General features: G+C 64.0%; 27 protein-coding genes. 13 read left to right on the forward strand and 14 right to left on the reverse strand.

Translation table 11 applies throughout. The features are described from left to right. The first annotated feature begins 62 nt into the window (after positions 1-62). The 5 genes from folM (at position 63) to OU419_RS22875 (ending at position 2,537) form a co-directional block, all read left to right on the forward strand. Positions 63-788, forward strand: a complete 726-nt coding sequence (gene folM, locus OU419_RS22855; protein WP_254470476.1) for a dihydromonapterin reductase — start codon at positions 63-65, stop codon at positions 786-788. Positions 789-817: 29 nt separating this feature from the next. Further along, the gene (gene folE, locus OU419_RS22860) at positions 818-1,378 is read left to right on the forward strand and encodes a GTP cyclohydrolase I FolE (protein WP_254470475.1); all 561 of its coding nucleotides are present in this window, start codon (positions 818-820) and stop codon (positions 1,376-1,378) included. A gap of 1 nt (position 1,379) precedes the next feature. Continuing rightward, positions 1,380-1,751, forward strand: coding sequence for a dihydroneopterin triphosphate 2'-epimerase (folX, locus tag OU419_RS22865; protein ID WP_254470474.1), 372 nt, complete (start codon positions 1,380-1,382; stop codon positions 1,749-1,751). A gap of 122 nt (positions 1,752-1,873) precedes the next feature. Continuing rightward, on the forward strand, positions 1,874-2,185 hold the full coding sequence (locus OU419_RS22870; protein WP_254470473.1) for a DUF1244 domain-containing protein: 312 nt from the start codon (positions 1,874-1,876) through the stop codon (positions 2,183-2,185). Positions 2,186-2,198: 13 nt separating this feature from the next. After that, the gene (locus tag OU419_RS22875) at positions 2,199-2,537 is read left to right on the forward strand and encodes a HopJ type III effector protein (protein ID WP_254470472.1); all 339 of its coding nucleotides are present in this window, start codon (positions 2,199-2,201) and stop codon (positions 2,535-2,537) included. Between the two features lie 204 nt (positions 2,538-2,741). Here OU419_RS22875 and trxB read toward each other — a convergent pair whose 3' ends face one another. Beyond that, positions 2,742-3,689 (reverse strand): thioredoxin-disulfide reductase, encoded by a 948-nt coding sequence (gene trxB / locus OU419_RS22880; protein ID WP_254470471.1) that lies wholly within the window; start codon positions 3,687-3,689, stop codon positions 2,742-2,744. 388 nt (positions 3,690-4,077) lie between these two features. On the opposite strand from trxB, the gene OU419_RS22885 reads away from it, so the two are divergent. Both OU419_RS22885 and cysZ read left to right on the forward strand, forming a co-directional pair. Further along, a complete protein-coding gene (locus tag OU419_RS22885; protein ID WP_254470470.1) occupies positions 4,078-6,009 on the forward strand; it encodes a sensor domain-containing diguanylate cyclase in 1,932 nt (643 codons plus the stop codon). Positions 6,010-6,100: 91 nt separating this feature from the next. After that, on the forward strand, positions 6,101-6,841 hold the full coding sequence (gene cysZ / locus OU419_RS22890) for a sulfate transporter CysZ (RefSeq protein WP_254470469.1): 741 nt from the start codon (positions 6,101-6,103) through the stop codon (positions 6,839-6,841). 110 nt (positions 6,842-6,951) lie between these two features. Here cysZ and OU419_RS22895 read toward each other — a convergent pair whose 3' ends face one another. Genes OU419_RS22895 through OU419_RS22905 form a run of 3 tightly spaced genes read right to left on the reverse strand, consistent with a single transcriptional unit; the run spans position 6,952 to position 9,102 of the window. Then, complete coding sequence (locus OU419_RS22895) at positions 6,952-7,590, reverse strand: hypothetical protein (RefSeq protein ID WP_254470468.1); 639 nt, start codon at positions 7,588-7,590, stop codon at positions 6,952-6,954. Then, a complete protein-coding gene (locus OU419_RS22900) occupies positions 7,583-8,500 on the reverse strand; it encodes a hypothetical protein (protein ID WP_254470467.1) in 918 nt (305 codons plus the stop codon). The genes OU419_RS22895 and OU419_RS22900 overlap by 8 nt, the downstream gene beginning before the upstream one ends. Then, positions 8,497-9,102, reverse strand: coding sequence for a nucleoside/nucleotide kinase family protein (locus tag OU419_RS22905; protein ID WP_254470466.1), 606 nt, complete (start codon positions 9,100-9,102; stop codon positions 8,497-8,499). Before OU419_RS22905 ends, OU419_RS22900 begins: the two co-directional genes overlap by 4 nt. 333 nt (positions 9,103-9,435) lie before the next feature. Between OU419_RS22905 and OU419_RS22910 the strand changes: the two genes are divergently transcribed. Beyond that, positions 9,436-10,641, forward strand: coding sequence for a glycosyltransferase family 4 protein (locus OU419_RS22910; protein ID WP_254470465.1), 1,206 nt, complete (start codon positions 9,436-9,438; stop codon positions 10,639-10,641). Positions 10,642-10,644: 3 nt separating this feature from the next. Here OU419_RS22910 and OU419_RS22915 read toward each other — a convergent pair whose 3' ends face one another. The 4 genes from OU419_RS22915 to OU419_RS22930 all read right to left on the reverse strand — a co-directional run bounded on the left by OU419_RS22915 (position 10,645) and on the right by OU419_RS22930 (position 14,598). After that, entirely contained in the window at positions 10,645-11,604 is a 960-nt protein-coding gene (locus tag OU419_RS22915; protein ID WP_254470464.1) for a DegV family protein, read from the reverse strand. 268 nt (positions 11,605-11,872) lie between these two features. Then, positions 11,873-12,985, reverse strand: a complete 1,113-nt coding sequence (locus OU419_RS22920; RefSeq protein ID WP_254470463.1) for an NADH:flavin oxidoreductase — start codon at positions 12,983-12,985, stop codon at positions 11,873-11,875. A 57-nt stretch (positions 12,986-13,042) separates the two neighbouring features. After that, complete coding sequence (locus OU419_RS22925) at positions 13,043-13,633, reverse strand: TetR/AcrR family transcriptional regulator (protein ID WP_254470462.1); 591 nt, start codon at positions 13,631-13,633, stop codon at positions 13,043-13,045. 74 nt (positions 13,634-13,707) lie between these two features. Further along, positions 13,708-14,598: a LysR substrate-binding domain-containing protein gene (locus OU419_RS22930; protein ID WP_254470461.1), complete on the reverse strand. Its 891-nt coding sequence runs from the start codon at positions 14,596-14,598 to the stop codon at positions 13,708-13,710. A 107-nt stretch (positions 14,599-14,705) separates the two neighbouring features. Between OU419_RS22930 and OU419_RS22935 the strand changes: the two genes are divergently transcribed. Further along, on the forward strand, positions 14,706-15,113 hold the full coding sequence (locus OU419_RS22935) for a tautomerase family protein (protein ID WP_254470460.1): 408 nt from the start codon (positions 14,706-14,708) through the stop codon (positions 15,111-15,113). On the opposite strand, the gene OU419_RS22940 is transcribed toward OU419_RS22935, so the two are convergent. The 3 genes from OU419_RS22940 to OU419_RS22950 form a co-directional block, all read right to left on the reverse strand. Beyond that, positions 15,100-15,840: a nitroreductase family protein gene (locus OU419_RS22940; RefSeq protein ID WP_254470459.1), complete on the reverse strand. Its 741-nt coding sequence runs from the start codon at positions 15,838-15,840 to the stop codon at positions 15,100-15,102. The genes OU419_RS22935 and OU419_RS22940 overlap by 14 nt on opposite strands. Positions 15,841-15,953: 113 nt before the next feature. Then, a complete protein-coding gene (locus tag OU419_RS22945) occupies positions 15,954-16,439 on the reverse strand; it encodes a glutathione peroxidase (RefSeq protein WP_254470458.1) in 486 nt (161 codons plus the stop codon). Positions 16,440-16,630: 191 nt separating this feature from the next. Further along, a complete protein-coding gene (locus OU419_RS22950; protein WP_254470457.1) occupies positions 16,631-17,116 on the reverse strand; it encodes an FKBP-type peptidyl-prolyl cis-trans isomerase in 486 nt (161 codons plus the stop codon). Between OU419_RS22950 and OU419_RS22955 the strand changes: the two genes are divergently transcribed. The 4 genes from OU419_RS22955 (at position 17,085) to OU419_RS22970 (ending at position 21,795) form a co-directional block, all read left to right on the forward strand. After that, positions 17,085-17,417 carry a DUF3565 domain-containing protein gene (locus OU419_RS22955; protein WP_254470456.1) on the forward strand — a complete coding sequence of 111 codons (333 nt, stop codon included), beginning with the start codon at positions 17,085-17,087 and terminating at the stop codon, positions 17,415-17,417. The genes OU419_RS22950 and OU419_RS22955 overlap by 32 nt on opposite strands. A 2-nt stretch (positions 17,418-17,419) precedes the next feature. Next, positions 17,420-18,610, forward strand: a complete 1,191-nt coding sequence (locus OU419_RS22960; protein WP_254470455.1) for an acetate kinase — start codon at positions 17,420-17,422, stop codon at positions 18,608-18,610. 61 nt (positions 18,611-18,671) lie between these two features. Then, positions 18,672-20,804 (forward strand): phosphate acetyltransferase, encoded by a 2,133-nt coding sequence (gene pta / locus OU419_RS22965; protein WP_254470454.1) that lies wholly within the window; start codon positions 18,672-18,674, stop codon positions 20,802-20,804. A 79-nt stretch (positions 20,805-20,883) separates the two neighbouring features. Further along, a complete protein-coding gene (locus OU419_RS22970; RefSeq protein ID WP_254470453.1) occupies positions 20,884-21,795 on the forward strand; it encodes an acyltransferase in 912 nt (303 codons plus the stop codon). 68 nt (positions 21,796-21,863) lie between these two features. Here the strand turns inward: OU419_RS22970 and OU419_RS22975 are convergent, their stop codons facing one another. From OU419_RS22975 to OU419_RS22985, 3 genes are all read right to left on the reverse strand, one after another. After that, a complete protein-coding gene (locus OU419_RS22975; protein ID WP_254470452.1) occupies positions 21,864-22,571 on the reverse strand; it encodes an OmpA family protein in 708 nt (235 codons plus the stop codon). Positions 22,572-22,664: 93 nt separating this feature from the next. Next, complete coding sequence (locus OU419_RS22980; RefSeq protein WP_254470451.1) at positions 22,665-23,306, reverse strand: MBL fold metallo-hydrolase; 642 nt, start codon at positions 23,304-23,306, stop codon at positions 22,665-22,667. Between the two features lie 71 nt (positions 23,307-23,377). After that, positions 23,378-24,397: an AraC family transcriptional regulator gene (locus tag OU419_RS22985; protein WP_254470450.1), complete on the reverse strand. Its 1,020-nt coding sequence runs from the start codon at positions 24,395-24,397 to the stop codon at positions 23,378-23,380. Positions 24,398-24,400: the final 3 nt, after the last annotated feature.

Here is a 24,400-nt window from a genome sequence, read left to right on the forward strand (position 1 = left end):
GCCCTACCCGGCAGCTCGGATATTTTACGGCACGCCGTTTCATTCCACCGTACGAGGCACGCATGGGCAACTCCCCGGCACCCATCCTGATCACTGGCGCCAGTCAGCGCATCGGTCTGCATTGCGCAAAGCGTCTGCTGCAGGACGGCCAGCCGGTGATCGCGACCTACCGCCAGGATAAACCCGGCATCGCCGAACTGCGTGACCTGGGCGCCACCTGCCTGCGCGCCGAGTTGGCCGATGAAAGCGGCATCCTCGCTTTCATCGAGGAACTGCGTGCCCATACCGACCGTCTGCGCGCCATCGTCCACAACGCATCGGCGTGGGTCGGCGAAACGCCAGGCCACGAGGCGCAGGTCTTCGGCGAACTGTTCCGCCTGCATATGCTCGCGCCATACCTGATCAACCTGCACTGTGCCGACCTGCTCGAACGCGACGCCACCGGGCGCGGCTCGTCGGCCGACATCATCCACCTCTCAGACGACGTCGCCCGCAAGGGCAGCGCCAACCGCATCGCCTATTGCGCCAGCAAGGCCGGCCTGGACAACCTCACATTGTCCTTCGCCGCGAGCCTGGCTCCGCGCATCAAGGTCAACGGCATCGCGCCGGCCCTGATCATGTTCAACGAAGGCGACGACGCGCAGTACCGCGCGCGCACCCTCGCCAAGTCCGCCCTGGGTATCGAGCCGGGGCCGGAAGTGATCTACCAGAGCGTGCGCTACCTGCTCGACAGCCCCTACGTGACCGGCACTACCCTTACCGTCAACGGCGGCCGGCACCTCAAATGACCCGCCCGCCGGGCACGAGGAACTCCACAATGATCGATGACATGTCTCACCACTACCGTGAGATTCTCCTGGGACTGGGCGAAGACCCGGCCCGCGAGGGCCTGCTGGACACGCCCAAGCGCGCGGCCAAGGCCATGCAGTACCTCTGCCACGGCTACGGGCAGACGCTGGAAGAGATCGTCAACGGCGCACTGTTCGCCTCCGACAACGACGAGATGGTGATCGTCAAGGACATCGAGCTCTACTCGCTGTGCGAACACCACCTGCTGCCCTTCATCGGCAAGGCCCATGTGGCATACATTCCCACCGGCAAGGTGCTGGGCCTGTCGAAGGTGGCACGCATCGTCGACATGTTCGCGCGCCGCCTGCAGATCCAGGAAAGCCTGACTCGCCAGATAGCCGAGGCGATCGAACAGGTCACCAGCGCTGCCGGCGTGGCGGTGGTGATCGAGGCCCAGCACATGTGCATGATGATGCGCGGCGTGGAGAAGCAGAATTCGGTTATGAACACCTCGGTGATGCTCGGCTCGTTCCGCGCATCCAACACCACCCGCCAGGAATTCCTGCAATTGATCGGACGGAGCAAGTGAAATGACGCGACTGGAGCCAGGCATGGCGCGAATCCGGGTCAAGGATCTGCGCGTGCGCACCTACATCGGCATCAAGGAAGAGGAGATCCTCAACAAGCAGGATGTGCTGATCAACATCACCATCCTGTACCCGGCCGGCGACGCCGTGCAGGTCAACGATATCGACCATGCGCTGAACTACCGCACCATCACCAAGGCGGTCATCGCCCATGTCGAGGAAAACCGCTTCGCCCTGCTCGAACGCCTGACCCAGGAACTACTTGACCTGGTGATGGCCAACCCGGCGGTGCATTACGCCGAGGTGGAAGTCGACAAGCCCCACGCCCTGCGCTTTGCCGAATCGGTATCGATCGCACTGTCTGCCCAGCGCTGAGCCCCGCGCATCCTGAACGCCCGTGCCAGTCGGCCAACGGGCGTTGCTGGCGGATCGCCTCCCTCTTAGAATCTGGCCAGCCCCGCCATGCGCCTCTGATGCGCCTACGTGAGAGACACGCCATGACCGAGCCCTTGAACCTGACCAACGAACAGCGCACCGAACTCGAAGCCGCCGCCTTCCGCACCCTGGTACAGCACCTGCGTACCCGCAAGGATGTGCAGAACATCGATCTGATGAACCTTGCCGGCTTTTGCCGCAACTGCCTGTCCAAGTGGTACAAGGCTGCAGCGGACGACAAGGGACTGGAGCTCAGTGCCGACCAGGCCCGCGAAGAGATCTACGGCATGCCTTACGCCGAATGGAAGGCCAAGTACCAGAAGGAAGCGACGCCCGAACAGCAGTCGGCCTTCGATAACGCGAAGAAGCACTAACGAGTTTGCCTTGATGACCCTGACCGATTTTCGCGTGCGTCTGCGCAGCGAGCAGCACCTGTTCACCGATACCCTGGCGTTCATCGCCGAACACTACAGCTACAGCCCCAGCGCCTTCAGCAACGGCACCGTGGAGAACCCTGCGGGGCAGAACGAAGGCTCCTGCAAGACCCTGGGCTTCGCCATTCTCGAAGGACTGAGCCAGGAAGAGACCCTACTGGCGTTCGGCGAGCACTACCGTGCGGTGCGTGACACCCCGGAAGGCACCGATCACGCCAACATCCGTGCCCTGCAGGCCACCGGCCTGGCCGGCGTCAAGTTCGAGCGTCAGCCGTTGTCGCGTCGCGGTTGAACACCAGGGTTCGATGAAAAAAGCCCCGCACCAGCGGGGCTTTTTCTTGGCCGCTCGCTGGCCGAAAGGTGCGACGGCGCCCTGCATTCCCGGGCTGATCACGTCAGAACAAGAAGGCTCCGCCGCCCCGCGGCACCTGGCGGCCCCAGAAAGAAAAAGGCCCCGCAAGCGGGGCCTCTTCCTGCACGCCGGCTCTTCGGGCCGTTACAGGGAATCCAGGTAACGCTCTACGTCCAGCGCGGCCATGCAGCCAGCGCCAGCAGAGGTAATGGCCTGGCGATAAACGTGGTCCGCGACGTCACCGGCGGCGAACACGCCGGGGATACCGGTCGCGGTGGCGTTGCCGCCGCGGCCGCCATTGACGACCAGATAGCCGTCCTTGAGTTCCAGTTGTCCTTCGAACAGCGACGTGTTCGGCGTATGGCCGATGGCGACAAACAGGCCATCCACCGCAAGTTCGGACATCTCGCCATCATTGTGGCGCAGGCGAACGCCAGTGACCCCCATGTCGTCGCCCAGCACCTCGTCGACCTGCGCATCCAACCGAAGTTCGATCTTGCCCTCGGCGACGCGGGCACGCAGTTTGTCCTGCAGAATCTTCTCGGCGCGGAAGCTGTCGCGGCGATGCACCAGCGTTACCTTGCTGGCGATGTTGGCCAGGTACAGCGCCTCTTCCACCGCCGTATTGCCGCCGCCCACCACGGCGACCTCGCGATTGCGGTAGAAGAAGCCGTCACAGGTGGCGCAGGCGGAAACGCCCTTGCCCATGAACGTCTCTTCCGAAGGCAGGCCCAGGTAACGCGCGCTGGCGCCAGTGGCGATGATCAGCGCATCCGCCGTATAGGTGCCGCTGTCGCCCTTGAGCACGAAGGGTTTGCCGGCCAGGTCCACGCCGTGGATATGGTCGAAGACGATCTCGGTCTCGAAGCGCTCGGCGTGCTCCTGCATGCGCTGCATCAGCGCGGGGCCGGTCAGGCCGTGGGGGTCGCCGGGCCAGTTGTCCACTTCGGTGGTCGTGGTGAGCTGGCCGCCAGCCTGCATGCCGGTAATCAGCAGCGGCTTGAGGTTGGCGCGGGCCGCATAGACCGCCGCGCTGTAGCCGGCCGGCCCGGAACCCAGAATGATGACCCGCGCATGACGATTCTCGGACATCGCTGCCTCCTGTTCTTGAGTTGAAGAGAGTCAGGCAAAAGAAAAGGGAGCTGCCAAAGTACCAGGGGGAAGGTTGGAGGAACGGCAGCTCCTCTGAAAGGTTTTTTACGCGGGACCGCATGGACAGGGAGAACATCAGCGATGCGGTGTGGGGTGAACCACGGGAGAGATTGTCCCGCAGATTTCCCGAATACCCTTGAGATATGTCAGGCACATCCGAATTCGCCATTGATCCCGCGCAAATCAGCTTGTGGCGCAGATTACAGCGCTGGCCGACGTCTACAGAAATGTCGAATCTCAATTCACCCGATAGCCAATGCCTATACGCGCGCATCTCCATTGAGTCTGACTAGACTGATGCAATCGCCAAAGGCCCCTCGCTCACTGCATGAATCTTCGCGCCCGTCTGCTCCTGCTGTTCCTGCCCCTGTTCGCCGCGAGCCTCGCGGGGGTATGGGTGCTATCGGACATGATCCTGCTCGACCGCTTCGACCGCGGCGATCGCCAGCGCCTGGCCGATGAGGTGCGCATCGTCCACAAGCGCATCGGCTTCGAGAAACAGCGCTACCTCGACATTGCCCGCAGCTATGCCTGGTGGGACAGCAGCTACGCCTTCATGCAAAAGCCCGACTCGAAGTTCGTCGAGGAAAACCTCGAAGTCGATATGCTCGGATTCCTCGGATTCGACTACGTGATGTATGTCGATGGCGACGGACGCATCGCCGGTCAGCGGTGGAAGCTCGACCACCTGCCCGAACGTTTCCCCGGCATCGCCGTGCCCAGCGCCGGCGACCTGCAGCGAGACATCCTGAAAACCGCGATCGACCTCGGCGCCCTGAAGTTCAACGACGATACGAAGCACAGCATCGATCAACTGGTGCAGATCAGCGGCTTGCCCCAGCTATTGCTGAGCTACCCGATCAGCAACACCGCCGGACAGGCAAAACCCGCCGGCGCTCTGATCGCCGGCGTACTCTTCGACAGGAGGCGCATGTCCGCGCTGGAGAACCAGATGGGCGCGCGGCTGCGCCTGGCCAACGACACCAGGCCGGACAGCGAATGGCGGCCGCTGAACATTCCGAGCAATCGCGGCGCCACCCTGCTCAGCCCGCGCCAGGTGCTCGGCCGCAACAAGCAGCAGATGTCGCTGCTGTACCTCAGCTCCCAGGGACAGCCACAGATGCGCATCGATGTCATCAGCCCGCGACCGCTCTACCTCCAGGGCAGGCAATCGATCCGACTCTTCCTCTACCTGGCGCTGGCCTTGCTGGCCACCGCCCTGCTGCTGGCCTACCTGGCCCTGGAGTTCTGGATCATCCGCCGCGTACGCACCCTGAATCGCGAGGTATCCAGCATCGGCCAGGACGAAAGCCAGCAACGCCTGGGCAGCCTGGGGAACGACGAACTGGGGCAACTGGCCGGTGAGATGAACCACATGCTCGACCGCCTGGAGCAGAGCGAGGCGCGGGACCGGGCGATCCTCAATGCCATCCACGACGGCTACTTCGAGATGGATGACCAGGGCATCATCCTCACAGCCAACACCGCGCTGTGCCGGATGCTCGGTTACGCGGAGGAAGAACTCATCGGCCAGCACTACCGGATGCTGTTGCTGGACGCCGACCTGGAGCGCGCCCAGAGCCTTTACCGACAAGTGCGCAGCGAGCAGGAGGAAACCACCTTCGCCGCACCGTTCAAGCGCCACGACGGCAGGCTGGTCAACTTCGAGACGCGCATGTCGGCGATCCGCGACGCCCACGGCGGGTTCGCCGGCCTGCGCGGCATCCTGCGCGACATCAGCGACCAGATCGCCTACCAGAACCAGTTGATCGACCTTGCCTTCCGCGATGCCGTAACCGGCCTGGGCAACCGCAAGGCGTTCGATGAGCAACTGCCCGCTGCCATCAGCCGCTGCGAGCGCATCGCCCTGCTCTATATCGACCTGGACAAGTTCAAGCAGGTCAACGACCGCTTCGGCCACGCTGTCGGCGACGACCTGCTCAATGCAGTCGGCGAACGCCTGCGCAGCAGCCTGCGGCAACCCGACCAGGCATTCCGGCTGGGGGGAGACGAGTTCGCCGTACTGCTCGAAGAAGCCGAGCCAGCCCAGGCCGAGAGCCTCGGCATGCGCCTGCTGCGGGTGCTGGGCAACGCCTATGGACTAGCCGGCCAGCACATCGACTTCGTCACGCCGAGCATCGGCATCGCACTTTATCCACAGGACGCGAAAGATGCCGACGCCCTCACCCACGCCGCCGACATAGCCATGTACCAGGCCAAGCAGGAACGCAACCGCTGCCTGCGTTACAAGCCCGCCTGAACTCTCACACACCCGGCAAAACAGACGGCTCGCCGGCACTTCGCCGGGTCTGCTAAGGTCGCAGGTGCTTTACCCCTGGAGAGTGAATCCAATGTCTACCCTGAGCGGCCCGCAATATCTCGGCGAAGGCCTGAAACTGATGATGCGTCCCGGTCTGCGGCTGTTCGTACTGCTGCCGCTGAGCATCAATATCCTGCTCTTCATCGGCCTGGTCGGCTTCGCCATGAACCAGTTCAGCCACTGGGTCGACTGGCTCATGCCGAGCCTGCCGGAATGGGCGAGCTTCCTGCAGTTCATCCTGTGGCCGCTGTTCGTAGCCCTGGTCCTGCTGATCGTATTCTTCACCTTCACCATGATCGCCAACCTGATCGCCGCGCCGTTCAACGGCTTCCTCGCGGAGAAGGTGGAAGTAGTGGTACGCGGTACCGATGACTTCCCGGCCTTCAGTTGGAGCGAACTGATGGCGATGGTGCCGCGCACCATCGGCCGCGAACTGCGCAAGCTCGGCTACTTCCTGCCACGCGCCATCGCCCTGTTCATCCTCAGCCTGATCCCCGGCCTGAACCTGATCGCCACGCCGCTCTGGTTGCTGTTCGGCGTGTGGATGATGGCCGTGCAGTACATCGACTACCCGGCGGACAACCACAAACTGGGCTGGAACGAGATGCTCGCCTGGCTGCGCAGCAAGCGCTGGGCGTGCATGGGCTTTGGCGGAGTGACCTACCTGGCGCTGCTGATCCCGCTGGTCAACCTGGTCGCCATGCCCGCCGCCGTGGCCGGCGCGGTGCTGTTCTGGGTGCGCGAGGAAGGCGAGAAAGCACTGGTGAAGTAGGCCAGCACGGGGCAGGTATGCGCCGCGCCGGCGAGAGTCACCTCAGCGGGGCCTACTGCGCAGGTGCCGGTGGCTCACTACAGCCACCTCTCCGCGGAGGCGGCGACTCGTCAAATGGGGATCAACTCACCCAGAAGATCGCGCCACTGCCGCTGACTACAAGCAACAGGCGCACGAGGCGGGGGCAAAGGCGAGTCGCGACGAAATATGGCGCGGGGAAAATAGCTGGACGCTGAATCGGTCCTCACGACGGTCAATGCGCTGGACACGCCGGACAGAACAGTCTCATGCAGCTCGTAGCGAGGCACATCGTATGTCGCAGGCGCGCAATACTGCGTTGAGCCCAACGCATCCAACCTGCCGGTCAGCCCGGTCTCCTGCAGCTCACTCTGCTTTTCACCATAGCGAACACGAACCTCACGCCAATCTCCGTCGTCATCTGGCGTGAAGCAATATCTGATGTTGGTGACTTCGCCACTGACCACTCGACTGGCGACATTGAACAAGTGGTCGTGAACCTTATCGAATTGCTCAGCAACGTGCTTTTGATCCGCTGGCCAAAGGTGCAGACGGATAGTCTCATGTGACGACAGCGTCGCCAGCCGCACATGAATGAAGCCCAGCGGATGCCAAACCGGCTGCAGTGAATCCAGCAGTGGCTTTACCAGTTCCGCAAGTTCCCGACGATCATCAGCGGTGGAGGGCTGCTCGAACCAGCTGCACAGACGCCATTCAGCGCCGCTACTCATAGGGAGTTCCTGGCTTACGGAGCAATGTCAGTACCGGCGCAAGATCTTCATCCGAGAGGCCATGACCCGACAGGCCAACGGCACTCAGCGCTGTCTTCAACGAGGCAAGGTCAGAAACAGCGGCACACTCAGCCTCGCCACCGACAATCGGTCTGGATTGCTCACGCAGGAGTCGGTACTCATTGTTTAGCGCCGTGTAGTAGTAGCTACCACTATCGCACTTCAATGCTGGGGCTGTTGGGTCTTCTCGCGTCTCGATTGCACAAGTCTCGGCAAGGTCGACGCGGAAACTACTGAAGTGATCCACAACGTAGATATCGACATCCAGCAGGGTCGCTGTACTGGCAACGCGCTTGCTGATCAGCACGGTGGCGAGTAGCTCCTGCTTCACTCGCTCGGTTGTCCAGTTCCCTTCGCGCTCCCCCCTCAGAGTGCCGGAGCGATAGCGGGCGTGCCGTTCGCACAACAGGGTATTCTCAGGATTCAGGATAATCGCTTCGACGGACTTGGAGGTGCTACTGCTTCTGGCCCGCTTCTGCATTTCTCGCAAAACCGCCGATCTGAAGTAGCGTCCGCAGCCACCAGCAAAGCTCCACTTGTTGGAGCTATTCAGCGCATCTGCAAAGTACGTCTTCACTTCCCAGGGATCGACCATAGCAAGGCCGAGAACCTTGCTCCTGAAGGGGTCGACCCATTTTAGAAATGCGGCGATAAGAACAGTGACGACCATTGTCGTCGACGCATCCTCAAGTATTTTGGCGATGAGGGGCAGCCCGCCCTGCGAAAGGGTCGGGGCAAATCTGGGAATCACAAAATAGCGAACCCCCAGTAGAACAATCACCAAAAGAAGAACTGCAACGAAAAATATGCGGCTAGCTTTCTTTCGATCGAGTAACTGCTCCAGCGTCATGGGGTTAGAACCGGACTGAGCGCACGCAACACGCGCGCGGTGATTTCCTCGGGAGGTCCGCCGAACGCTTCTACGTTCAGCCAACCCAGCCGCTGGGCAAGCTGGCTGTAGATCGTGCGCGCGGTGGCAAGGCCGGCGGTATCGCTTTCGTAGGCGTCCAGCGGGCGAGCGCCCTGGGCCTGTTCGGAGCGGGAAATCCGGCGGCGCTCTGCCTCTGCTTCATCGACTTCAAGCAATACCGTTGCGTCCGCGCGCGGCATGCCCAGGGTTTCGAACTCCAGGTGCTCGACCCACTTCTGGAATTCGAGCTGCTCCGCCGCAGGCAGGCGGCACGCCTGGTGCGCCACGTTGGAGTACACGTAGCGGTCGCAGATCACCAGCTTGCCGGCGGCGAGGTCGGCTCGGATCTGCCGGGCCTTCTCCGAACGTTCCAGCGCAAACAGGGCGGCACTGAATGTCGGGTGGATGGCCTTCGCGTCGCCGAGCTTGTCCATCAGCATCGCCCTCACCGTGGAGCCGAGGAACGAATGGTCGTAGTCCGGAAAGCCGTAGACGGCCACTTCGCGCCCGGCGTTCTCGAAGATGGATTGGAGCGCGGTCACTTGCGTCCGCTTGCCCGTGCCGTCGACACCCTCGATAGCCAGTAGGAACCCTGTAGAACTGTTCATTGATAGATAAGCCACGCCATGAAGTGAAGTTTCCGCGAGCGCTCTGCGAACCGGAAACGGGCCCGGCGGCGCACTCTCAACGTGGCCAGCGGAAAGCCGACGTTGCGGGCCGCATCTTAACGTAATCCCCGGAGATAGCCGAGCCTCCGGCGTCGCGCCTCGCAGCGTGGCCCTGCGCGGAGCGCGGCTTGCAGACAGGCCGGCGCTGTCATGTATCGATCATCGCAACGTCATCGGCGCGCCACTGCGCGCCGCGACACTGCGGTCATGACCACGACACTCCTGCGCATCGCGCTGATCAGCGAAACCTTCCCGCCAGAGATCAACGGCGTCGCCAACACCCTGGGCCGGCTGGCCGCAGGTTTGTTGCGCCGGGGACACCAGATCCAGGTTGTGCGCCCACGCCAGTACATCGATGGGAGCCGGCACAGCGACGCTGAACTGGTTCTGACCCGGGGCTGGCCGCTGCCGGGCTATCCGGGGCTGCAATGGGGCCAGTCCTGCCTGCACAAGCTGTTGCGCCACTGGAAACGCCTTCGCCCCGACGTGCTCTACATCGCCACCGAAGGCCCGCTGGGGCTGGCCGCCCTGCGCGCGGCGCGGCGCCTGCAGATACCGGTGATCAGCGGCTTCCACACCAACTTCCAGCAATACAGCGCACACTATGGTTTCGGTCCGCTGATGCGCCTGGTGACGCTGTACCTGCGCTGGTTCCACAACCGCACGCTGCAAACCCTGGTGCCCAGCGTCAGCCAGTCGCTGGAGTTGCAGCGCCGCGGCTTCGAGCACCTCGCCCAGTTGTCGCGCGGCGTCGACAGCCAACTGTTCCATCCAGGCCGCCGCGATGACACGCTGCGCGGCGAATGGGGCCTGGGGGAGCGCGACATCGCGGTGCTGCACGTGGGGCGCCTGGCGGCAGAGAAGAACCTGCTGCAACTGGGCAGTTGCTTCCGTGCGCTCTGCGCCGCACACCCGCAACTCAGGCTGCGCCTGGTGATAGTCGGCGACGGCCCGCAGCGTGCGCAGCTCCAGCGGGAGATGCCCGAGGCAGTGTTCTGCGGCCTGCAACGAGGCGAGGAACTGGCTCGCCACTACGCTTGCGGCGACCTGTTTCTCTTTCCCAGCCTGTCGGAAACCTTCGGCAACGTGGTGCTCGAAGCACTGGCCTCAGGTCTGGCGGTCGTGGCGTTCGACCAGGCCGCAGCCGGACAGCACATTCGCCACGGGCATAACGGCACTCTGGCGACGCCGGGGGACAATGATGGTTTCTTCGAAGCCGCCAGTTGGTTGCTGGAAGACCCCGAACGCCTGCGCCGGGTACGCCTGAATGCCCGCCACCACGCCAGCCACCAGGCCTGGGATGCGGTGGTGGATCGTTTCGAAGGCTATCTGCACGAGGCGTGCCGGGCGACTTCGGCGGGAAAGACCGCCCCCAGCCCGGGACAGGTAGAGGGGTCTTCCCTGCACAAGTGAGGATCAGGCGAAGGGTTTGGGCTCCGCCGCGAACGACAGGCTCATGGCGCCCGCGCCGAGGTTGATGCCGCCGGTCGGGCTGAGCATCGCGAGGTGCACCTGTACGCCGTTGGCCTGGCAGGCCGCCTCCAGCGCGGCGAACCCCGGCAGGTCGCGCAGCGCGGACGGATCCCCGGCGTAGCTCAGACACATCTGCGGGGCCAGCAACTCGCCCGCCTCCACCCGCGCACGGGCGAAGTTGAGCAGGCGTTCGGCGGACTTCTCGTAGTTCGGCGATACCGAGACCGGCTTGTCCTCTCCCTGAACCAGGCTAAGCACCGGTTTCATGTCGAGCATCGACCCAAGGCCCAGAAACGCACCGCGCAAGCGGTCACCGATGCTGCTGCGATCGCCCTTCTGGAAACCGCGACGGCGGATGTGGCCCAGGTCGCTGGCAACCAGGAATGTATTCATCTGCTCGCTGAGCTGCTCGAGGCGGGTGCGCACAGCGTTGGGCGAATTATCCGCGCCCAGCAGACGCACGCCTTCGGCGGCCAGAACGGCAAGACCGGCGAACACTGTGTGGCTGTCGATCACCCGCAGCGCGAACGGCCCGGCGACACCGGCGGCTGCGCGGCGCTCCTTGTAGCTCTGCAGCAGGCTGAAGGATGCCTGGGTCGCGTTGTCGAAGATCGGGCTGCGCTGGCTGCTGACGGTGAGGCAGATAACGTAGTCGAAGTCGGTAACGAGCGTTTCCAGGAACCAGTCGTGGGTCTGGGCGGGGGTCAGCGGCTCGCTACCGTCCTCCAGGCCGACCTTGGGCAGGTCCTGGGAATAGAATTTCAGGGTGGTGTCGGGATCTCGATCATCAACGATACGACGTTCGCCCAGACGGATGCCGATGGGCAGGACGCGAATGTTGTTGGCGGCAAGGAATTCAGGGGGAAGGTCGCAGGTTGCATCGACTACCAAGCCGATCCGCATGACTTACTCCTATGGCCGTATCCCGGCCTATTGTTGTGTGAACGCCGTCATACAATGCCCGTTTCGGACTGGGAAGTCAGCATGCGGAAAGATGGGTCTTGGAAAAGTTTTGTAAACGCCGGGAGTGCAACCCCAGGACCATTCGGACAGCTTATGACTCATCATAAACAACTCGCAAACAGCCTCTTCCGGGGTCGCCGAACACTCATGAAAAAGCCCCCGGCGTCGATGGCGCCAGGGGCTTTAGCTCAGCGCTCAGCTCTGTCGATCAGGCCAGCGACATCAGTGCGTCGCGGCTGAACGGCTTGATGTCGGCCAGGCGACCATCACGCACCTTCACGGCCCAGTCCGGGTCCACCAGCAGAGCGCGGCCAACCGCAACCAGATCGAATTCCTGGTTATTCAGTCGCTCCAGCAGGCCATCGATGCCCGACGGTTGCGCCACTTCATCGGTCTTGCCGAAGAAAGCAAGGAACTCGCTGCCATCCAGGCCGACATTGCCCACGGTGATGGTCGGCTTGCCGGTGAGCTGGCGGGTCCAGCCGGCCAGATTGAGCTCGGAGCCTTCGAATTCGGGAATCCAGAAGCGGCGGGTCGAGCAGTGGAAGATGTCCACACCAGCCTCGGACAGAGGCTTGAGGAAGGCTTCCAGCTCCTGCGCGGTCTGCACCAGGCGAGCGCTGTAGTCCTGCTGCTTCCATTGGGAGAAGCGGAAGATGATCGGGTAGTCGGAGCCAACGGCCTCACGCACGGCCTTGATCAACTCGATGGCGAAGCGCGAACGGTTGGCCAGGCTGCCGCCGTACTCGTCGGTGCGCTTGTTGCTGCCGTCCCAGAAGAACTGGTCGATCAGGTAGCCATGAGCACCGTGGATTTCCACGCCATCCATGCCGATGGCCTTGGCATCGCGCGCTGCCTGGGCGAAGGCGGCGATGACTTCCTGGATGTCTTCCCTGGTCATCTCATGGACCAGCACGGTGCCGTCCTTGACCTTGCCGCTGGGGCCATAGCCCGGAACGCTCGCATCCGGCTCGGTACCCAGGCGGCGCACGGCGCCGACGTGCCAGAGTTGCGGAACGATCTTTCCGCCTTCGGCATGAACCGCATCGACCACCTGCTTCCAGCCGGCCAGGGCATCCTCACCATAGAAACGCGGTACGTTCGGGTAACCGTTGGCGGCCTTGTGGTTGACCGTGGTGCCCTCGGTGACGATCAGGCCCACGCCCGCGGCAGCGCGGCGGCGGTAGTACTCCACGACCTGGGCGTGAGGAACGCCACCGGGGCTGAAGTTGCGGGTCATCGGTGCCATCACGACGCGGGTGGGAAGCTCCAGGTCGCCCAGGCGGAAAGGCGAGAACAGCGTTTCTACGGATGCGGTCATTACGGTCTCCAGGACGACCAGGCGACCGGTCGTCTCGCTTTTGGGTTTGGCTGTGAATCAAGCCTGCAGCACGTGCTCCAGGCGTTCGATGAAGCGTTCCAGCGGCTTGAGCGAGGCGCTGACCTTGAGGCGGGCCAGCACGCCTTGCCAGGCGTTGCCGATGAATTCGGCGAGCTGCTCGACGTTCTCCGTGGCGGGCAGCTCGCCGGCCCGCAGGGCATCGCCGAGGCAGTCGCGGAGGATGTCGATGGAGCGTTGCAGGATGCCGTCGACCCGCGCGGTGATCGCTGGCGACAGCTCGGCCATCTCGAAGCTGAGGCTGCCGATGAAGCAGTGATACGCCACCTTCTCCTGGCGAGCGAAGTGCGCCAGCAGCTCGCGATAGTAGGTGAGAATACGCGCCCGAGGCCCCAGCGCCGGGTTGCCGAGAGCCTCCGCGTAGCGCGCCAGGCGGGGCTCGTAGAGGTACTCCAGGGCCTGCAGGGCGAAGTCTTCCTTGCTCTCGAAGTAGTGGTAGAAGGAGCCCTTGGGAATACCGGCGGCCTGGACAATGTCCTGCACACCGGTGCCGTGGTATCCGCAACGGGTCATCGCCAGGGAGCCCTTGGCGAGGATCAGATCGCGCTTGTCGAGTCGGATGCTGTTCATGGCCGCAAGAATATGACCGGTCGTCTCGCCCTTCCCAGCATCATTGATTGCGGTGATTTTCCATCAGAAACCATTCAACTGGAGGCGTGATGTTCCAGCAGTTCGACCGCGGGCTCGCGCAACATCTCGCGCAACCGTGCAACCACGGGGCCGGGCGTCGCGTCGGTGCTGTGCAGGCAGACACCCAGCGCGGCCATTTCAGGCAGGCCGTAGTGGGAGGCGTCGAGCCGCGTAACATGAGACGGCAAGCCGACCGGCGTACGCAGGCCAATGCCAAGCCCGGCCGCCACCGCCGCCCAGATACCGGACAACCCGGCACTGGTGAACGCCACACGCCAGGCGATGCCCGCCCGATCCAGCGCCTCGGTCGCCGCGCTACGCAGCAGGCATGGAGCTTCCAGCATCACCAGCGGCAGAGGGCCGTCTCCGGCCTGGAAAGGAACGTTGGCGGCGCCGATCCAGCACTGCCTCACCGCACCGAGCCGCTCCATGTGCGGCGTGCGTTCACCGGTATCCCAGGCCAGGGCCAGGTCCAGCTCTCCCGCTCGCATGTCCTGCAGCAGTTGCCGGTTGCGCGCGGTACGCACTTCGATGCGCACCTTGGGATGGGCGCGGGAAAAGCGGCCCAGTACTGTCGGTAGCAGGGTTTCGCCGAAGTCTTCCTGCATCCCCAGGCGCACACGCCCCTCGAGCGCAGCGCCACGCAGCGCGCTGGCGGCTTCGTCGTTGAGTTCCAGCAACCGGCGCGCGTAGGCCAGCAGTGTCTCGCCCGGTTCGGTCAGCGCCATACCCCGCCCTTCGCGCCGCAGCACCGGTGTGCCAGCCTGCTCTTCCAGCTTCTTCAGCTGTGCGCTGACTGCCGATGTGGAGCGCCCCAGCCGGTCGGCTGCGCGGGCGAAGCTGCCGAGCTCGACGCCGGTGACGAAGGTACGCAGCACGTCCAGGTCGAAGTTGATGCGAGTCATGACGACCATCCCGATTAATCGAATTATCAGTCAAATATTTCCCGATTTTCCGAACCAAATTGCCGGGCTAGCCTGGGCTCGTCAATCACTCACCGAGGAACGGCACCATGCCTACCGTCCGCATCTCCCTGCTCAGGGGCAAGCAGCCCGAGTACCTGCGCGAGCTCGCCGACACGGTCTACCAGGCCATGCACGAGGCGTTCGATGTACCGGTCAATGACCGCTTCGTGATGATTCACCAGCACGAGCCCCACGAGTTCGCCTTCGACCGCAACTACCTCGGCGGGCCGCGCTCGGACGACTTCGTGCTGATCGCGATCACCATCGGCCGACCGCGCGACGGACAGACCAAGCAGGCATTCTATCGGCGGCTGACGGCGCTGCTGGGCGAGAACCTGCGCATCGCCGGCGAGGACGTGATGGTGCAGATAACCACCAGTGAGAGTGACGATTGGTCGTTCGGTGGCGGCCGGATGGGCGTGCTCACCCGGCCCGATGCGCTCAGTGCCAACTGACGCGCTGTTCCAACGGGAAGCGCAGGCGCGGGTTGTAGACGCCATTCTCGGCAGCCCGCCCCACCGCCAGCAGCATGATCGGCACTGCGCGGCGCGGAATCTCCAGCACCTTGCGCAGCCGCACTTCGTCGAAGCCCTCCATCGGGCAGGTGGCCAGGCCGTGGCTCTGTAGCGCGAGCATCAGGTTCTGTGCCGCCAGCGCGGTGGACTTCACCGCCCACAGGCGCATTTCGGCGTGGCTGTTGGGCTGGCGCATCAGGGCACGGCGCTGGCCAACGAAGGCGTAGAGCACGCGCTTGAACAACCCGCGCAGACCGAACGCCCCCTGGTTGTACTGGAAGGGTGCGGTGCGCTGGTAGAAGTCACGGATTTTCTCCGGCACCTGCGGCTCCGGCCACTGCTCGATAATCGCGGCGCAGGATTCGCGCCAGGTGTCCGGGCGCGCCAGCACTGCGATCAACACCGGCGCAGTGCGTGCCGCATTCTGTCCCAGGCAAACCGGCACCAGCCTGCGGCGCAGCTCGGGGTCGCGGATCACCTGGAAGCTCCAGGGCTGCAGGTTGCAGGCATTGGGCGCGAGCACGGCCTGCTCCAGGCAGTCGCGCAGTATTTCGTCCGCCACCGGCTCATCGAGGAATCGGCGCACCGCGCGGCGCTGTTCGATCAGGGCGCGAAGCGCATCGGGCGTGGCGGGCAGACAGGACGACTCGACGGCGAAACGGCTCATGGCGGGCTCCGGAAGCGGGTTCCCCGATTAAGCCGCCCTGCGCGGCGCGGTACAAGTTCCGCGGGAGAAATGCCGGCGGGATTGGCGTATGCGCCCTCTCCCGCCGCACAGGGTCAGGCGGCAAGCGCCTTCTCGATGGCCTGGACGATTGCCGGGTCATCCGGCGCGGTACGCGGACTGAAACGCGCCAGCACCCGACCGTCCGGGGCAAGCAGGAACTTCTCGAAGTTCCAGGTGATGTCGCCGGGGAACTCTGCCCCCTCGCCGGCCAGCAGGCGGTACAGCGGATGGCGTTCGGCACCGTTTACGTCCAGCTTGGACGACATCGGGAAGCTCACTCCGTAGTTCAGCGCACAGAACGACTGGATCTCGGCTTCGCTACCCGGCTCCTGGGCCGCGAACTGGTTGCACGGCAGGCCGAGCACCACGAAACCCTGGTCACGGTATTGCTGATAGAGCTTCTCCAGACCGGCATATTGCGGAGTAAGGCCGCACTTGGAGGCAACGTTGACCACCAGCACCACCTTGCCCTTGAGCGGCGCCAACGGCAGGTCCTTGCCGTCCAGGCCTTGCAGCGTCAGATCGTGAAAAGCGCTCATTGCTTGCTCCTTGGAGATAGAGGCACAGTGTGCCCGCGCAGCGGCGGACAGGTTGTCCCGCCCTCTGCGCATCCCAGTCAATTCGGGAAAAATGCCTTGGCTTTGTCGCATGAGAAAGGCGCCAGAAGGCGCCTTTCCCGATTGAGCTTAGCAGCTCGACGATGGCTTCACCCGAGCCGGCAATCTGCCGATCAGTGGTGATGACCGCCTTCGCCGTGGATGTGGCCGTGGGCGACTTCTTCGGCGGAAGCATCGCGCACGTCGACCACTTTCACCTTGAAGTTCAGGCGCTGGCCGGCCAGCGGATGGTTGCCGTCGACGATCACGTCGTCGCCGTCGATGTCGCGGATAGTGACGATCTGCATGCCACCGTCCGGAGCCGATGCATGGAACTGCATGCCGACTTCCAGTTCATCCACGCCTTCGAACATTTCGCGGGTCAGGGTAGCGACCAGCTCGGCGCTGTACTCGCCGTATGCGTCGGTCGGCTCGATGGTGACATCCAGCTCGTCGCCAACCTGCTTGCCTTCCAGGGCCTTTTCCAGACCAGCGATGATGTTGCGGGCGCCGTGCAGGTAGACCAGCGGAGCGCCGCCGGCGGAGCTGTCGATGACCTCACCTGCGTCGTTGGTCAGGGTATAGTCGATGGAAACCGCCTTGTTGGCCGCGATCTGCATGGTACGAAACCTTTCTGATATAGAAGTTGAGCGCGTAAGTTTACGCGGCGGCGCACCCGATTGCGACCCGAAGACGGACGGACGGGGCCGCGCGGACGCTCCGCGCCTGCTTGACTTTCATCAGGACGAAGAAGGGCACTGGGTGGCAGTCTTGTCCTGCGGCCATACCCAGCACCTGCGCCACCAGCCGCCGTGGCAGTCCAGGCCCTGGGTGATCGATGCGCAACAGCGGCAGGCAATGATCGGCCGCCACTTCTCCTGCGGCTGGTGCACCAAGGAACAGAACAGCGACAAGGAGTAAGCATGCCGGCACGCAACATCCTGGTGATCAATTGCGGCAGTTCCTCGATCAAATTCGCCCTGGTCCGCGAAGGCCGTGACGACTTCATCCTCCACGGCCTCGCCGAGCGCCTGGGTTCCAGCGGCGCCAGCCTGCGCTGGCAGGCTGAGGGCGACGACCAGCCACAGACGCTGGAACTTCCCGGCGGCGACCACAAGGCCGCCCTCGGCCGCCTGCTGCCGCTGGTGAGCCAGGCCGCCCAGGGCGAGCTGCACGCCATCGGCCACCGTGTGGTGCACGGTGGCGAGCGCTTCACTCAGGCCTCGCGTCTCGACGAGGAAGTCCTCTCGGCCATCCGCGAAACCTCGCCACTGGCGCCACTGCACAACCCGGCCAACCTGCTGGGCATCGACGCCGCCCTGGCGCTCTATCCGGATCTTCCGCACATCGCGGTATTCGACACGGCTTTCCATCAGAGCCTGCCCGAGCGGGCTTACCGCTACGCCATCCCCGAGCCGCTGTACCGCGAGCAGCACGTGCGCCGCTACGGCTTTCACGGCACCAGCCACCGCTACGTCAGCCACATGGCGGCGCAGATGAGCGGCCTGGCGGTCGGCGACAGTAACTGGCTATCGGCGCACCTGGGCAACGGCGCTTCGACCTGCGCCATCGCCAACGGCCAGAGCCGCGACACCAGCATGGGGCTGACCCCGCTGGAAGGCCTGATGATGGGCACCCGCAGCGGCGACGTCGATCCGAACCTGCACAGCCACCTCGCCCGCACTCTCGGCTGGAGCCTGGAGAAGATCGACCACATGCTCAACAACGACAGCGGCCTGCTCGGCCTGTCGGGCCTGTCCAACGACATGCGCACCCTGGAACACGCCCGCGAGCAGGGCCATGCCGGAGCAGCACTAGCCATCGAAGTATTCTGTTACCGATTGGCCAAGTCCCTCGCCTCGCTGACCTGTGCGCTGCCGCGTCTGGACGGCATCATCTTCACCGGCGGCATCGGCGAGAACTCCCCGCTGGTGCGCAACCTGACAGTGAAGCACCTGCACGTGCTCGACCTGGAGCTCGACGGCCAGGCCAATGCGCGCTGCGTGGGCGGCATCGGCGGGCCTATCCACCTGCCCGGCCATCCCCGAGTGCTGGTGATCCCCACCAACGAGGAACGCCAGATCGCACTCGACACTCTGGCCGTACTCGACTGAAATTCCCGCGCGGCCGCCCCACAAGGACAGCCGCCATTCCTGCACGGCTTAAGGAGCCTGGATGCACACCTTCTTCCTCGCGCCGACCGGTTTCGGCGTCGGCCTTACATCCACCAGCCTGGGGCTGATCCGCGCCCTGCAACGCGCCGGCCTGAAGGTCGGCTTCTTCAAGCCCATCGCCCAGCCCCATGTCGGCGACGACGGCCCGGAGCGCTCAAGCGAACTGGTCGCCCGCACCCACGGCCTCGACGCCCCCACGCCGCTGTCGCTGGGCAAGGTCGAACGGATGCTCGGCGACGGCCTGCTCGACGAGCTGCTGGAAGAAATCATCGGCCTGTACAACCAGGCGGCGGCGGACAAGGACGTGATGATCGTCGAAGGCATGGTGCCGACCAAGCACGCCAGCTACGCCGCGCGTATCAACGGGCACATGGCGCGCAGCATCGACGCCGAGGTGATCCTGGTGTCCTCGCCGGATGGCGAGACCGCCGCCGAGCTGTCCGACCGCATCGAGATTCTCGCCCAGTTGTTCGGTGGCCCGCGCGACCCGAGCCTGGCCGGCCTGATAGTGAACAAGGTGCGTGGCGGCGACAGCGACGACATGCCGCGTAGCGCCGCCGAAGCCGCTCGCCTGTTCGGCCAGCGCCTGAAGGAACACTCCCCGCTGCTACGCGACGGCGACGTGCGCCTGCTCGGCTGCATTCCCTGGCAGGACGAGCTGAACGCACCGCGCACCCGCGACGTGGCCGATCTGCTGGACGCCAGCGTGCTCAATGCCGGCGACTACGAACAACGCCGTGTGCAGAAAATCATCCTCTGCGCGCCATCCGCGCCGAACACCGTGCACCTGCTCAAGCCCGGAGTGCTGGTGGTGGTGCCGGGCGATCGCGACGACATCATCCTCGCCGCCTGCCTCGCCGCCATGAACGGCGTACCGCTGGCCGGCCTGCTGCTGTGCTCCGGCCTGGTGCCGGACGCGCGGATCATGGAGTTGTGCCGCAGCGCCCTGCAAAGCGGTCTGCCGGTACTGACGGTGAAGACCGGCTCGTTCGATACTGCCGGCAACCTCAGCCAGATGAACAAGGAGATCCCGGTAGACGACCGCGAGCGTGCCGAACGCGTCACCGAATTCGTCGCCGAGCACATCGACTTCGACTGGCTCAAGCAGCGCTGCGGTACGCCCCACGAGCTGCGCCTGTCGCCGCCGGTGTTCCGCTACCAGTTGACCCAGCGCGCCAACCGCGCCGGCAAGCGCATCGTCCTGCCCGAAGGCAGCGAACCGCGCACTGTCCAGGCCGCGGCAATCTGCCATGCCCGTGGCATCGCCCGCTGCGTGCTGCTGGCCAAGCCCGACGACGTGCAGGCCGTAGCACAGATGCTCGGCATCGTGCTGCCGGAGGACCTGGAAATCGTCGATCCGGACCTGGTACGCAGCCGCTATGTCGAGCCAATGGTGGAACTGCGCAAGGGCAAGAGCCTCAACGCTCCGATGGCGGAGCAGCAACTGGAAGACAACGTGGTGCTTGGCACCATGATGCTCGCCCTGGAAGAGGTGGACGGCCTGGTCTCAGGCGCCATCCACACAACCGCCAACACCATCCGCCCGGCGCTGCAACTGATCAAGACCGCCCCCGGCTACAACCTGGTGTCATCGGTATTCTTCATGCTGCTGCCCGAACAGGTGGTGGTCTATGGCGATTGCGCGGTGAATCCCGACCCTTCGGCCAGTGACCTGGCGGAGATAGCCCTGCAGAGTGCCGACTCCGCGCAGGCATTCGGCATTACGCCGCGCGTGGCGATGATCAGCTACTCCACCGGAGACTCCGGAACGGGTGCAGATGTCGAGAAAGTACGCGAAGCCACACGCATCGCGCAGGAAAAACGTCCCGATCTGTTGATTGATGGCCCCTTGCAGTATGATGCCGCCGCCATCGCCAGCGTAGGTCGCCAGAAAGCCCCTGACAGCCCGGTTGCCGGGCGCGCCAACGTGTTCGTATTCCCAGACCTGAATACCGGGAACACGACCTACAAGGCGGTTCAGCGCAGCGCCGACTGCGTCAGCATCGGACCGATGCTGCAAGGTCTGCGCAAACCGGTGAACGACCTGTCGCGCGGCGCACTGGTGGACGACATTGTCTACACCATCGCGCTGACCGCGATCCAGGCGGACAGCAGCAAGGACGCGAAAGGCTGATTGCCACGGCACGGGGATGTGCCCCAGAACGCTTCACGCGCCCGCACGGCGGGCGCCCACGTACAAGGACCATTCCTCGATGTTGAGTTTCCTCCCTCCCGCCCTGCGCGGCATTCTCGCCACCCTGATCCTGGTGGTCAGCACGCTGTGCTGGGCGACTCTGCTGTTCAGCATGACGCTGGTGAAGATCGTCCTGCCGTTCGTCGCCGCGCAGCGCGCCTGCAGCAAGATCATGAGCCTGATCGCCGAAAGCTGGATCGCCTGCAACAAAGGCTGGATGAATCTGGTCCGCCGCACCCAGTGGAACGTGAAGGGGCTCGAAGGGCTGGAGTACGAGCACTCCTATCTGGTGACCAGTAACCATCAGAGCTGGGTCGACATCCTCGTTCTGCAGTACCAGCTCAACCGTCGCATCCCGCTGCTACGCTTCTTCCTCAAGCAGGAACTGATCTGGGTTCCCATCATCGGTCTGTGCTGGTGGGCGCTCGATTTCCCCTTCATGAAGCGCTACAGCAAGGCTTACCTGGCCAAGCACCCTGAAAAGAAAGGCAAGGATCTGGAAACCACGCGCAACGCCTGCGCCAAGTTCAGCCGCATTCCGGTGTCGATCTTCAACTTCCTCGAAGGCACCCGTTTCACCCAGGCCAAGCATGACGAGCAGCAGTCGCCGTTCAAGCACCTGCTCAAGCCCAAGGCTGGCGGAATCGCCTTCGTGCTCGACGCGATGGGCGAACAGCTCAAGACCCTGGTGAACATCACCATCCACTACCCGGACGGCCGCCCGACCTTCTGGTGCCTGCTGTCGGGCAAGCTGCGCGAAGTAGTGGTGCGCTTCGAGGAGCTCGAAATTCCGCGCCAGTTCGTTGGCAAGAGCTACGATCAGGATGAAGGCTACCGCGCCGAGTTCCAGCTCTGGGTCAACCAGTTGTGGGAGCGCAAGGACGCCCTGCTCGGCCAATTGCACCGGGAGTTTCCGGCAGCCAGGGCCTGAGCCGCGCTGCCGGCCCGGCGGCAGAAACGAAAAAGCCCGCCATTGGCGGGCTTTTTCATGGGCGGCGCTTATTGGTACTGCTGGGTCTGCGCGCCCGGCAGGGCTTTCAGATTGACCTCGACGCGACGGTTCTGCGCGCGGCCATCGGCGTTGGCGTTGGAGGCGATCGGCTGATCCGGGCCCATGCCGCGGGTGCTGACGCGGGAAGCGTCGACACCCTGGGAGGTCAGGTAGGTCGCCACCGACTGCGCACGGCGTTGGGACAGGTCCATATTGTGCTGGCGGCTGCCAGTGCTGTCGGTGTAGCCGACGATCTCGATGCTGTTCTGGTTGAACTCCTTGAAGGAGTTGGCCAGGTTGTTCAGCGGGGTATAGAAGGACGGCGCGATGTTTGCCGAGTCGGTGGCGAAGGTGATGTTGCCCGGCATGATCAGCTTGATGTCGTCACCCTGGCGCTCGACCTGTACGCCGGTGCCCTGCATCTGCTGGCGCAACTTGGCTTCCTGCTTGTCAGCGTAGTAGCCGTAACCTGCGGCGGCGGCACCCACTGCGGCGGCGCCGATCATCGCGCCCTTGCCACGGTTGTCGTGGTTGATCGCGGCACCGGCGACGGCACCGGCCAAGGCCCCCAGGGCACCGTACTTGGCGGTCTTGCTCATGCCACCCTCGGGCGGAACCTGGGTGTTGGGATCATAGGGGTTCTGGGAGGCGCAACCGGCCATGAGAGCGAAGGCGGTGGCGGCCGCGACCATGGACAGACTACGTGCAGTGAACATGAAGGAAGACTCCTCGATAACGATGTCGCCCGATTGGGCGCTGCTTAGATCATAGTCTGACGGAAAAATTCCATCTTTTTGAGTAAAAGATCCTCAAACTCTAACGAATGGATTTTCGCGCATCTCTTCTCCGAGCCGGGTGTCCGGGCCATGTCCGGTGATCACGGTGGCCTCTTCGTCGAGCGAATACAGGCGTTCGCGAATCGAGCGCTCGATGGTGGGGTAATCGCCGCCCCACAGGTCGGTGCGGCCGATGCTCCGGCGGAACAGAGTGTCGCCGGCGATCAGCAGTTTGTCCCGGGGGAACCAGAAGCTCATCGATCCCGGAGTATGCCCCGGAGTGTGCAGCGCAACGCCGCAGCCGCAGGCCAGCTCCTCGTCGTCCGCCAGCCACTGGTCCGGCGACGGTACCGGCGTGTAGGGCACACCGAACATGCGGCACTGCATTTCCAGGTTGTCCCAGAGGAACTGGTCGTCCTTGTGCAGGTGCAGGGTCGCGCCGGTCTTCTCCTTCATCTGACCGGAGGCGAGGAAGTGATCCAGATGCGCGTGGGTGTGGATGATACTCACCACCTTCAGCCCCAGCGCGTCGAGGCGCTGCAGGATCAACTCATGATCGCCGCCCGGATCGACGACGATGGCCTTCTTCGTCAGCGGATCACCGATGATGGTGCAGTTGCACTGCAACGGGCCGACAGGGAAGGTTTCGCGGATCAGCGCAGGCTGCTCACTCATCACGGGCTCACTCGTTGGCTGGGAAAGGCCGGCATTTTCGCCGATTACACCGGGCGCTGGCGAGCCGGGCCTCAGGTGTCCTGCCGGTAATCGGTGGGCAGCTTGCCGGTCCATTTCCTGAACGCACGCCGGAAGTTTGAAGGATCGTTGAAGCCCAGCAACAGCGCGATCTCGTAGAGTGGCAGGTGCGTCGTGGTGAGGTACTGCAATGCCAGGCGCTTGCGCACATCGTCGAGCACTTCCTGGTAGGTGGTGCCCAGCTTCGAAAGATGTCGGCGCAGGCTGCGCCCGCTGGTGTGCAGCTCGCCTGCTACGGTTTCCAGGTCGGGAAACTCGCCGGGACGCGCAAGCAGAAGGCGACGGATGCGAGTGAGCAGCCCCTCCTGCACGTCCAGCGTGGCCAGCAGCGCTTCGCATTGCTGTTCGCACATCTGCACAGTGGCCGGATTGGCAAGCGCCATCGGCCGCGCCAGGTATTCGCTGGGCAGCGCGATGAAGTGATAGGGCTGGTCGAACAACACAGTGCAGCCGAATACCTCCGTATAGCGCTCGGCATAGGGCGGCGCGGGATGACCGAAGCCGACGCTGACTCCCTGCAGAGGCTCGCCGACCAGGAAACGCGCGATGGTGTAAAGGCTGGTCATCAAGCCCTCGGCGGCGAAACGCCCCATCGGCCCGAGGGGAATCGATTCGCTGGCGCGCAACGAGGAAACCCCGCCGTCCTCGATCATTTCCAGGTCATAGGCCAGCCCCAGCACGCGGTAGTACTTCAGGGCAAAGCCGATGGCGCGCTCGAGGTTTGCGCTGGAGAGCACGGCGTAGCCGAGGATGCCGTGGGTAGAGACGTTCAGCCGCTGCCCCAGCAGCAGGCCGAAGGCCGGCTCGCCGCAGTTGGCCAGCGCGGCGCCGGCCAGCAGGTTGAAGTCGATGAAAGACAGCCGGCCATTGGGGCTCTGCAACACCTCGGGGCGCACGCGGGCCAGGTCGAACAGGCGCGCACGCGGCACGCCAAGTTCCTCGGCGAGGTCCAGAAGTGCCTGCGCATAGGCGACGGGCACCAGTTCGGCGGTGAAGTTGAGCGGTTGTTTCATCGT

The organism is Pseudomonas triclosanedens (assembly GCF_026686735.1).
GTDB classification, from domain to species: domain Bacteria; phylum Pseudomonadota; class Gammaproteobacteria; order Pseudomonadales; family Pseudomonadaceae; genus Pseudomonas; species Pseudomonas triclosanedens.